Source organism: Pseudomonas sp. GM55, assembly GCF_000282395.1.
GTDB lineage: Bacteria > Pseudomonadota > Gammaproteobacteria > Pseudomonadales > Pseudomonadaceae > Aquipseudomonas > Aquipseudomonas fluorescens_CC.
This window is the reverse complement of sequence record NZ_AKJJ01000146.1, coordinates 1-9,516: the sequence shown is the minus strand read 5'-3', so window position 1 is coordinate 9,516 and position 9,516 is coordinate 1. Positions and strand designations below refer to the sequence as shown.

13 protein-coding genes are annotated in these 9,516 nt (G+C 58.7%); 8 read left to right on the top strand and 5 right to left on the bottom strand.

Translation table 11 applies throughout. The features are described 5' to 3' along the window. Positions 1–218: 218 nt before the first annotated feature. Positions 219–1,193 carry a L,D-transpeptidase family protein gene (locus PMI31_RS28085; protein ID WP_008023297.1) on the top strand — a complete coding sequence of 325 codons (975 nt, stop codon included), beginning with the start codon at positions 219–221 and terminating at the stop codon, positions 1,191–1,193. A 123-nt stretch (positions 1,194–1,316) separates the two neighbouring features. Here the strand turns inward: PMI31_RS28085 and oprI are convergent, their stop codons facing one another. Next, positions 1,317–1,568, bottom strand: a complete 252-nt coding sequence (oprI, locus tag PMI31_RS28080) for an outer membrane lipoprotei OprI (protein WP_003199355.1) — start codon at positions 1,566–1,568, stop codon at positions 1,317–1,319. Between the two features lie 639 nt (positions 1,569–2,207). Here oprI and PMI31_RS28075 point away from each other — a divergent pair. Next, positions 2,208–2,495, top strand: coding sequence for a GNAT family N-acetyltransferase (locus PMI31_RS28075; protein ID WP_008023295.1), 288 nt, complete (start codon positions 2,208–2,210; stop codon positions 2,493–2,495). An 85-nt stretch (positions 2,496–2,580) separates the two neighbouring features. On the opposite strand, the gene PMI31_RS28070 is transcribed toward PMI31_RS28075, so the two are convergent. Together PMI31_RS28070 and PMI31_RS28065 are read right to left on the bottom strand one after the other, a co-directional pair. Next, the gene (locus tag PMI31_RS28070; RefSeq protein WP_008023293.1) at positions 2,581–3,657 is read right to left on the bottom strand and encodes a 3-deoxy-7-phosphoheptulonate synthase; all 1,077 of its coding nucleotides are present in this window, start codon (positions 3,655–3,657) and stop codon (positions 2,581–2,583) included. A 187-nt stretch (positions 3,658–3,844) separates the two neighbouring features. Beyond that, complete coding sequence (locus PMI31_RS28065) at positions 3,845–4,288, bottom strand: PilZ domain-containing protein (protein ID WP_043302712.1); 444 nt, start codon at positions 4,286–4,288, stop codon at positions 3,845–3,847. Here PMI31_RS28065 and PMI31_RS28060 point away from each other — a divergent pair. The 5 genes from PMI31_RS28060 (at position 4,287) to cysB (ending at position 8,241) form a co-directional block, all read left to right on the top strand. Then, positions 4,287–4,673, top strand: a complete 387-nt coding sequence (locus tag PMI31_RS28060; protein ID WP_008023290.1) for a thioredoxin family protein — start codon at positions 4,287–4,289, stop codon at positions 4,671–4,673. The genes PMI31_RS28065 and PMI31_RS28060 overlap by 2 nt on opposite strands. Continuing rightward, positions 4,670–5,623, top strand: a complete 954-nt coding sequence (locus PMI31_RS28055) for a putative 2-dehydropantoate 2-reductase (protein WP_008023288.1) — start codon at positions 4,670–4,672, stop codon at positions 5,621–5,623. The genes PMI31_RS28060 and PMI31_RS28055 overlap by 4 nt, the downstream gene beginning before the upstream one ends. Before the next feature lie 25 nt (positions 5,624–5,648). After that, positions 5,649–6,554 (top strand): 5'-nucleotidase, encoded by a 906-nt coding sequence (locus tag PMI31_RS28050; RefSeq protein WP_008023286.1) that lies wholly within the window; start codon positions 5,649–5,651, stop codon positions 6,552–6,554. A 95-nt stretch (positions 6,555–6,649) separates the two neighbouring features. Beyond that, positions 6,650–7,153, top strand: a complete 504-nt coding sequence (locus tag PMI31_RS28045) for a universal stress protein (RefSeq protein WP_008023285.1) — start codon at positions 6,650–6,652, stop codon at positions 7,151–7,153. Positions 7,154–7,266: 113 nt separating this feature from the next. Continuing rightward, on the top strand, positions 7,267–8,241 hold the full coding sequence (gene cysB, locus PMI31_RS28040) for an HTH-type transcriptional regulator CysB (protein WP_008023282.1): 975 nt from the start codon (positions 7,267–7,269) through the stop codon (positions 8,239–8,241). A 9-nt stretch (positions 8,242–8,250) separates the two neighbouring features. Here cysB and PMI31_RS28035 read toward each other — a convergent pair whose 3' ends face one another. Together PMI31_RS28035 and PMI31_RS28030 are read right to left on the bottom strand one after the other, a co-directional pair. After that, entirely contained in the window at positions 8,251–8,733 is a 483-nt protein-coding gene (locus PMI31_RS28035) for a GreA/GreB family elongation factor (protein WP_008023281.1), read from the bottom strand. A 2-nt stretch (positions 8,734–8,735) separates the two neighbouring features. Then, complete coding sequence (locus PMI31_RS28030) at positions 8,736–9,146, bottom strand: hypothetical protein (protein WP_008023280.1); 411 nt, start codon at positions 9,144–9,146, stop codon at positions 8,736–8,738. A gap of 124 nt (positions 9,147–9,270) precedes the next feature. On the opposite strand from PMI31_RS28030, the gene earP reads away from it, so the two are divergent. Continuing rightward, a partial coding sequence (gene earP, locus PMI31_RS28025) for an elongation factor P maturation arginine rhamnosyltransferase EarP (protein WP_008023277.1) occupies positions 9,271–9,516 on the top strand: 246 nt, incomplete at its 3' end.

Here is a 9,516-nt window from a genome sequence, read left to right as displayed (position 1 = left end):
CCCTAAGTGGCCGTTACCGAAGAAACGGATATGTACACCGGTAAAAGACACGTCGCCCAACACGCCGCCTTCGCGAGCAGGCTCGCTCCCACAAGGGGTCAAGGAAAACCGCAGAATCACCTTGCATCACCTGCAATCGGGCCATCTCCCCGAAATAACAGGCAGCGGTGTACAATCGCTTTCTTATATCTCAGTTGATCATGCGAAGGATTTTCCGGATGTTGTCGCGCTTTCCTGCCGTCACCCGCTGCCTGACTCTCGCCGCCCTTTTTGTGGCCGGCCCCGTTGCAGCATTGGAGTTTCCCCTGCCACCGCCCGGTGAGGACATCATCGGCCAGGTGCAGGTGATCAAGGCCAAGTACGAAGATACCTTCGCCGACCTTGGTACTGCCTACGATCTGGGCTACACGGAAATGGTCGCGGCCAACCCGGGTGTCGATGCTTGGTTGCCAGGCGCCGGCACGGAAATCATTCTGCCGACCCGCTTCATCCTGCCACCAGGCCCGCGTGAAGGTATCGTAATCAACCTGGCCGAGTACCGCCTCTACTACTACCCGAAAGGCAAGAACGTGGTGTACACGTTCCCGCTGGGTATCGGTCGTGAAGGCTGGGGCTCGCCAATTGCCCACACCAGCATCACCGCCAAGACACCTAATCCGACCTGGACGCCTCCGGCTTCGATCAAGGCCGAGCACGCAGCAGACGGTGATCCGCTGCCCAACGTCGTGCCGGCCGGCCCTGACAACCCGCTGGGGCCGTTCAAGTTCACCCTGGGCACTCCGGGCTACCTGATCCACGGCTCGAACAAGAAGTTCGGTATCGGCATGCGCACCAGCCACGGCTGCTTCCGCATGTTCAATAACAACGTGCTGGAAATGGCGGGCATGGTGCCGGTCGGTACGTCGGTACGGATCATCAACGACCCGTACAAGTTTGGCATGAGTGGCGGCAAGGTCTACCTGGAGGCGCATACGCCGCTGGACGACAAGGGCAACCCGTCGGTGGTCGACAAGCACACTGCGGTTATCAATGCGATGCTCAAGCGTGAAGACATCACCAACAACCTGCGCATGAATTGGGATGTGGTGCGTGATGTGGTTGCCGCTGAAGACGGCCTGCCGGTGGAGATCGCTGTGCCGGGCAACAGCGTCGCACCGATGGTGTCGAGCACTCCGATCGACCCGATGCAGTAACGCTTGCAAAGAACCCGTCGGCGCGGACCGCGTCGACGGGTTTTTTATTGCCTGGAGAAACGCCGGGCAATAAAAAAGCCGACCCAAAAAATGGGTCGGCTTGATAACAATCCCGAAGGATTATTACTTGCGGCTAGCTTTGTCCAGCATGCGCAGAGCACGCTCGTTAGCTTCGTCAGCAGTCTGTTGTGCTTTTTGAGCAGCAGCCAGAGCTTCATCAGCTTTACGGTAAGCTTCGTCTGCACGAGCCTGGGAGCGAGCAGCTGCGTCTTCAGTAGCGGTCAGACGTGCTTCGGTTTCTTTCGATGCGCTGCTGCAACCGGTAGCCAGAACTGCGGCCAGAGCCAGAGCAGAGAATTTCAGAACGTTGTTCATCGTGTTCCCCTTCAAGGACTTTCTATTAAGTAGCTATCTCCTCCGATTGAGGAAATAGCCGGCGTACATACTACCCATTACTTGTAGTAAGTAAAACTGACGTGACGCAAGAAGCAAAAAAAATTGTAGGCGTTGATTCTTTTTCGAGCAACTTTTAACTGAATTGTTTAAAAAATATCCAGCTGCAAGGCCCGTGGCTGAGCGAACTGGCGAGAAAAAGTTCCTTCGGCACACCACTCTTTTTCCCGTCTGGCTAAAGTCCGCCTACATGGATTCGTCTACACTTTTGTTCGGCTTTTGCGTAGCGCCTCCCAATATCTTTCTCGATGTTCAGGTGACTTTAACAGCGGGCGCTCGTCTTAAGTCTCAACATCCGGCAATGTTCAGGCTATCGACCCGTAGTGACCTTCGGTCGAGCCATTCCTGCGTGATCCGGAGCAGCACCCGCCAACCTGCATGATGACGAGCGCACCTTGAGCATTTCTGTCAATGGTGCCTACTATTTGTACGTGCTCGGTAGCGCGAGATCGGTGCAGCTCTTCTCGGTGTCCATTCAGGCACGGGGTGGCGTAGATGTTCCTTCGCCGGAAAAACATCGGTAAGGTAGGGGTCGGAAATCCAGACCCGCGAGGAGTAGTGATGAGCGAGGCGTTGTCCATCCACCATGACCAGGCTGGTCATCAGTTCGAGACCATTGTGGACGGTCATCGTGCCTATCTGACCTATATGGACCTGGGGAAGCAGACCCTGGATATCTATCGCACCTTCGTGCCCAACGCATTGCGTGGTCGCGGTATTGCAGCAGCCTTGACCGAGAAGGCGCTGGAGTACGCTGACGAAATGGGCTACACCGTCATTCCATCGTGCTCCTACGTCGAGCGCTACATGGAGCGTCACCAGCGGCATGCGGCCAAGCTGAGCCAGTGACCTTCAATAAAACGAATGCATAAAAAAACGCCGGGTTCTACCCGGCGTTTTTTTGTCTGCGTTTTTTGTGCGGCCAATCAGGCGATCAGCTGCGATCGCGTTTGGGCAGCACATCCTTGAGCTTGGCATGCATGCTGCGCAAGGTGTTTTCGGTCGCGGTCCAGTCGATGCAGGCGTCGGTGATCGACACGCCGTATTGCAGGTCGGCGAGGTCTTTCGGGATTGCCTGGCAGCCCCAGTTCAGGTGGCTTTCAACCATCAGGCCGATGATCGACTTGTTGCCTTCGAGGATCTGGTTAGCGACGTTTTCCATCACCAGCGGTTGCAGGGCCGGATCCTTGTTGGAGTTGGCGTGGCTGCAATCGACCATGATGTTCGGCTTGATCTTCGCCTTGTTCAGCGCCTGCTCGCAGAGCGCAACGCTGACCGAATCGTAGTTCGGCTTACCGTTGCCGCCGCGCAGCACCACGTGACCGTAGGCGTTACCCTTGGTGGTCACGATCGACACGCCGCCTTCCTGGTTGATACCCAGGAAACGGTGCGGGCTGGAAACCGACTGCAAGGCGTTGATCGCCACGGTCAGGCCGCCATCGGTGCCGTTCTTGAAGCCGACGGCCGAGGACAGACCGGACGCCATTTCACGGTGAGTCTGGGATTCGGTGGTGCGCGCGCCGATGGCCGACCAGCTGATCAGGTCCTGCAAGTATTGCGGGGAGATCGGGTCGAGGGCTTCGGTGGCGGTTGGCAGGCCTTTCTCAGCCAGGTCCAGCAGCAACTGGCGGCCGATGTGCAAGCCGTCCTGGATCTTGAACGAGTCATCCAGGTACGGGTCGTTGATCAAGCCTTTCCAGCCGACGGTGGTACGTGGCTTCTCGAAATACACGCGCATGACCAGATACAGGGTATCGGACACTTCGGCAGCGAGAGCCTTCAGGCGGTCGGCATATTCGTGGGCGGCCTTGATGTCATGGATCGAGCAAGGCCCGATGACGACGAACAGGCGGTGGTCGGTGCCATCCAGAATATTGCGAATGACTTCGCGGCCCTTGGTGACGGTGCGCAGTGCGGCGTCGCTCAGGGGAATATCGCGCTTGAGCTGATCGGGAGTGATCAGTGTCTCGTTGGAGGCGACGTTTAGGTCGTTGATCGGTAAATCAGCCATCGTTTACTCGTCAGGTCACGGGTGCCGGCCGCCAGCGAACCCGCGCGGCGGAGCACAGCAAATTAAGCGCGTCGGGGAGCCGAACCTTAGCGCGTTACACCGTGGCTCGACAATGGGCAGACACCGGTTTAGGGGTCATTCTCGGTCAGTTTCCCCAACGTGACCGGCAAACCCTTCGGCAATGCCCCTAATCCGACACAGGCTCGGCAAAAGCCTTGCGCACCGATTCGTGAGAGAACTCATCGGCATGCTCCTGGAGCCATTCGAGGGCCAGGGCCTGAATATCCTGCAAGTCCTCGTGGGCGTCATGCAGGCGGCAGTAGCGTTCGATCTGGCACACCTGCTCGCCCATCCGGGCGCTGAACAGCATTTGTTCGTCGACGAAAGCGATGCCCACCAGATAACCGCGTTTGCGCCGCAGGCACCAGGCGACATAACCCAGGTAACGCACGTCGGGACTCACGGTCGGCATGCGAACTTCCAGCGCCGTGCCGTGGCGCCACGCGCGGTGATAATTGCAAGCCATGCCCCCGAGGCTGATAGTGTGCAGCTGTCGTCGCGAAATACATTCAGGTTTCAGCAACGTTAATTCGACGGGCACATCGTCAGGGTGAGGAATAAATCGTCCCATGAACACAGACTCCATGTGTCGGCCATCTGACATTGTTACACCCAGTATAGTGGTCGAATTGGAACTGACCGATCTTGACGCCGACCAACGGCTGCTGGCGATGAGCGGTGTTTCGCTGGTTATTTTCACCAGTGTCGGCTGCGCCAGTTGCCGTTTTGCCCGCGAGCAATTGCCAACGCTTGATCTGGCGGTCGATCGACTGTGCTGGATCGATGCCGGCAATAACGGAGGGGTGGTCGAGCGTTATCAGGTCTTTCACTTGCCGGCGCTGTTTATTGTGCGCGACGGCGAATTCTTCGGAGCACTGAAATCGCGTCTGACCGACACCGAGCTCAATCGGGCCGTGCGCCAGGCGCTGAGTCGAACAGCAGAGGAGTTGCCATGATGGGGACAATTGCCAGGCCGACGATCGGCATTATTGGGACCGGCGCAATCGGCGGTTTCTACGGGGTGATGCTGGCGCGTGCCGGTTTTGATGTGCATTTTCTGCTGCGCAGCGAATTCTCCGCGGTGGCCGAGCATGGGTTGCGGGTCGATAGCGCACCCCACGGCGCACTGACGTTGCACCCGGTGCAGGCCTATTCGAATGCTGAAGACATGCCGCGCTGCGACTGGCTGCTGGTGGGCGTGAAAACCACCAGCAATGCAGGCCTGGCACCCGCCATCCTGCAGGCGGCGGCACCGAACGCCAAAGTACTGCTGTTGCAAAACGGCCTGGACGTTGAAGACAGCCTGCGCGAGTTGCTCCCCGACTCGCTGCATGTGCTTGGCGGGCTCTGCTACATCTGCGTCCATCGCGAGGCGCCGGGCGTCATCACTCATCAGGCGTTGGGCGCGGTGCATGTTGGTTATCACAGCGGTCCCGCCGATGGGCCGACACGCCGCGCCATTGTCGAGGAGGGTGTCGATTTGTTCCACAGTGCCGGCCTCGATTCCCAGGCCATGGCGAATCTGCATCAGGCGCGTTGGCAAAAACTGGTCTGGAATATCCCTTACAACGGGCTATCGGTTTTGCTGGGAGCGAGCACTACACCGTTGATGGCGGATGCCGACAGTCGCGAACTGATCAAGGCGCTGATGGCCGAAGTGGTGCAAGGCGCAGTCGCGTGCGGGCACGATGTACCGGCGGGGTATGCCGAGCACTTGTTCATGGTGACCGAAAAAATGCCCGACTACTGGCCGAGCATGTACCACGATTTCCTGCACAAGCGGCCGCTGGAGCTCGCCGCAATCTACGCCCGGCCACTGGCCGCAGCCAAGGCCGCGGGGTGTGAAATGCCGCGCATCGAGGCCTTGTATCGCAGCTTGAGTTTCATTGATCGACGCAACACCTGAGTCGACCGACCTGAGGGGGAAGGGCATGCCGAAGACAATTGACGACAAGCTGGTGCTGGCGATTTCTTCGCGGGCGCTGTTCGACCTGAGCGAAAGCCACAAGGTCTATCTGTCGAGTGGCGTCGAAGCCTACCGGCAGTATCAGATCGAACACGAAGACGAAATCCTCCAGCCCGGCGATGCCTTTCCATTGGTGCAGAAGCTCCTGAACCTCAACAACAGTCTCGGCCGCGCCCGGGTCGAGGTGATTCTGGTGTCGCGCAACAGCGCCGACACCGGGCTGCGGGTATTCAACTCGATTGACCACTACGGACTGGCGATTTCCCGTGCGGCATTTGTCGGCGGGCGCAGTCCGTATCCCTACCTCAAGGCCTTTGGCTGCGACCTGTTTCTCTCGACCCACGCCGAAGACGTACGCAATGCACTGGACGCCGGTTTCGCGGCAGCGACCATTCTGTCGGGTGGTGCCAGCCGTGCAGCCAGCGACGAGTTACGCATTGCCTTCGACGGAGACGCGGTGCTGTTTTCCGATGAGTCGGAGCGCATTTACCAGGCCGGTGGTCTGGAAGCGTTCCAGGCCAGCGAGCGTGAGGCGGCCCGCGAGCCATTGCGCGGTGGACCGTTCAAGGGCTTTCTCGCGGCCCTTAATCTGTTGCAGCGTGAGTTCCCGGAGGACGCCTGCCCGATCCGTACCGCGCTGGTCACGGCGCGATCGGCGCCGGCCCATGAGCGGGTCATTCGCACGTTGCGCGAATGGGACATCCGGCTCGACGAGTCGCTGTTCCTTGGCGGTCTGACCAAGTCAGCCTTTCTCGAAGCCTTTGCGGCCGATGTGTTTTTCGACGATCAGGCCGGCCACTGCGAATTGGCCCGTGAAGTCGTCGCCACCGGTCACGTGCCCCATGGCATAAGCAACGAGCAAAAGGTTTAAGCCCGCCATTCAATGCGTTGCGCCGGACGTCGCAGTCGCCAAGGCACTGCTAAGCTGAATCAAATCTCCGCCATGTTGGCAGTTGAGGAGGTCATATGATTCGTTCGATGCTGTATGCCACAGACCTTGGCCTGTACGCGCCCGTGGTGATGCAGCATGCCCTGGAGCTGGCCCGGACCTTCAATGCCAATTTGTATGTCGTGCATGCGGTTGAACCCATGGGGTTGTTTGCCGAATCGGTGCTGCAAAGCTATCTCGATGAGCAGGCGCTGAATGAGTTTCACAGCCAGGGCCTGAATACGGTGATTGCCAGTATCGAACAGCGGGTGCTCGACAGTTTTCGTGAGGAACTGGGGGATGAGGGGGAGCACGACCTGGAGCGGATTCAGGCAGTACGGGTGCTGCAGGGCGACCCATCGCAGGTGATTCTGGACCAAGCGCAGAAACTCTCCGTGGATTTGTTGATCGTAGGAAGTCACAGCCACGGTGCTGGTGCGGAAACGCCTTTGGGCCGAACCGCCGCCCGTGTGTTGCAACTGTCCAAGGTGCCGGTCTATCTGGTGCCGCTGGTGCAACGTCGTCGCCAAGGGGATCTCTAGAACACGAATAGTGGCAATCCGATAAAAAAGTTCTAGATTTATTCTTCATGCCATTAATATAGTTATATATCGTCGCTGATGCCCGTGGCGTCTACCTGCTTTGAGGGATTCATATGAAGCTTCAACAATTGCGCTACATCTGGGAAGTGGCGCACCACGACCTCAACGTTTCCGCTACAGCCCAAAGCCTTTACACCTCTCAACCGGGCATCAGCAAACAGATCCGTCTACTGGAAGATGAACTGGGCGTCGAGGTTTTTGCCCGCAGTGGCAAGCACTTGACCCGGGTCACTCCGGCTGGTGAACGCATCATCACCACCGCCGGCGAGATTCTGCGCAAGGTTGAAAGCATCAAGCAGATCGCCCAGGAATTCTCCAACGAGAAGAAAGGCACCCTGTCGATTGCCACCACCCACACCCAGGCACGTTATGCATTGCCGCCGGTGATCAGCAATTTCATCAAGCAATACCCGGACGTTGCCCTGCACATGCACCAGGGGTCGCCGATGCAAATCGCCGAAATGGCCGCTGATGGCACCGTGGATTTCGCCATCGCCACCGAGGCGCTCGAACTATTCGGCGACCTGGTCATGATGCCGTGCTATCGCTGGAACCGTTGTGTGGTCGTGCCTCAGGGCCATCCGTTGACCAAGTTGTCGAAGCTGACCCTCGAAGCGCTGGCCGAATACCCGATCGTGACCTACGTGTTCGGCTTTACCGGCCGTTCGAAACTCGACGAAGCGTTCAGCCATCGTGGCCTGACGCCGAAAGTCGTGTTCACCGCCGCCGATGCCGACGTGATCAAGACCTATGTTCGCCTGGGGCTGGGCGTGGGCATCGTGGCGAAAATGGCCGTCGATCCCAAACTCGACAGCGACCTGGTCGTGCTCGATGCCAGTGAGTTGTTCGAGTCCAGCATCACCAAGATCGGCTTCCGTCGCGGCACCTTCCTGCGTGGTTTCATGTGCGATTTCATCGAGAAATTCGCGCCGCACCTTACCCGCGAAGTCATGGCCAAGGCCATTCAATGCCACAACAAGCAGGAACTGGAAGAGCTGTTCGACGGCGTCGAACTGCCGGTTCACTGACAGAGTCTGCTAAACCACCTCGGTGACAGCGAACTGTTGCCGAGCACCCGCCACCATGATCTCCACCTCATCGCCCTCGAACTTGCCCAGCAGGCTTTTGCCCAGCGGTGAGCGCGGGGTGATGACGGTTATCAGTTGCCCCACCAGATCGACCTTCAGCCCAGCTGCATCGGGGGCGAGAAACAGCCATTGTTCGCGCCCCTTTTCGTCCTCGAGCCCGAGCAGCGCCCCCACTTCGATGCCCCGTTGATCGTCATACGGGCGCAGGGCCAGGTTCTGGCAGAGGGTCAGTGACTGGCGAATCTCCTCGACCCTTCTGGCTTGTCCGGCCGCGAGATACGAAGCCTCCAGCCCCAGGGTGTCGTACTTGTTCTCGGCGATGTTTTCTTCATGGGTCGCCGTTTCGTAAGCGGTTTGCGCGGCCCGTTCGGCGATGTCGAGATCGATCCGCAGCCTGTCGAGAATCAATTGGTGGACGCTGTGTTTATTCATGATCAATCGCAGAATTGCAGGGCGTTGGCGCGGCTTTTTTCGCTGGGTGCAGTCCGGTCCTGTTGCAGCCAGAACTGACAGCTTGGGTTGGACAGGTTGCGACTGCTGCTACGGGCCTGAACGAGCCGTTGCTGCTGCTCGTTCTTGCGCAGGTTTTCTTCGTATTGCTCGAACAGCGGGCTCTGGGACGGGATGTCCGGTATCGCTTGAACCACCACCGGTGGTTTGGCCAGTTGCTCCACAGCCGCCACTACAGGTGCCAGTTGTTCGCTGAAAAGCAGGCGCGAAGCGAGCCAGCAGGTCAGCACAATGGCAATGAATCCCAGCCACATGCCGAGGGCGATGCTGCCGGTCAACTGCAGGGCGCTCAGGCGAAATGGGAAGGATCGGCGCGGAGTGGGGCGGTGGGGCATGATTGCGTCCTGGCGAAAGGTCACTGGCGAGCGGTGATTGTCGCATGAAGAATAATCGCCGTCGGCTCTTCTGCACGGGGTAATTTATGCGGACAATCGGCGCCTTTGCCAACGGGAGCCTGGAATGCCTGAACTGAAAACCCGCTGGGATATTTTTTGCACCGTGGTCGATAACTTCGGCGACATCGGCGTGACCTGGCGATTGGCCCGGCAACTGGTGGCCGAACATGGGCTGGCGGTACGTCTATGGGTCGATGATCTGCGAGCGTTCGAGCGCCTTTGCCCGGAAATCGACACCCACGCAGTGCAGCAGTGGCAGCAGGGCGTCGAAGTGCGGCAATGGCCAGCCGAGTGGCAGCCGACGGAAGCC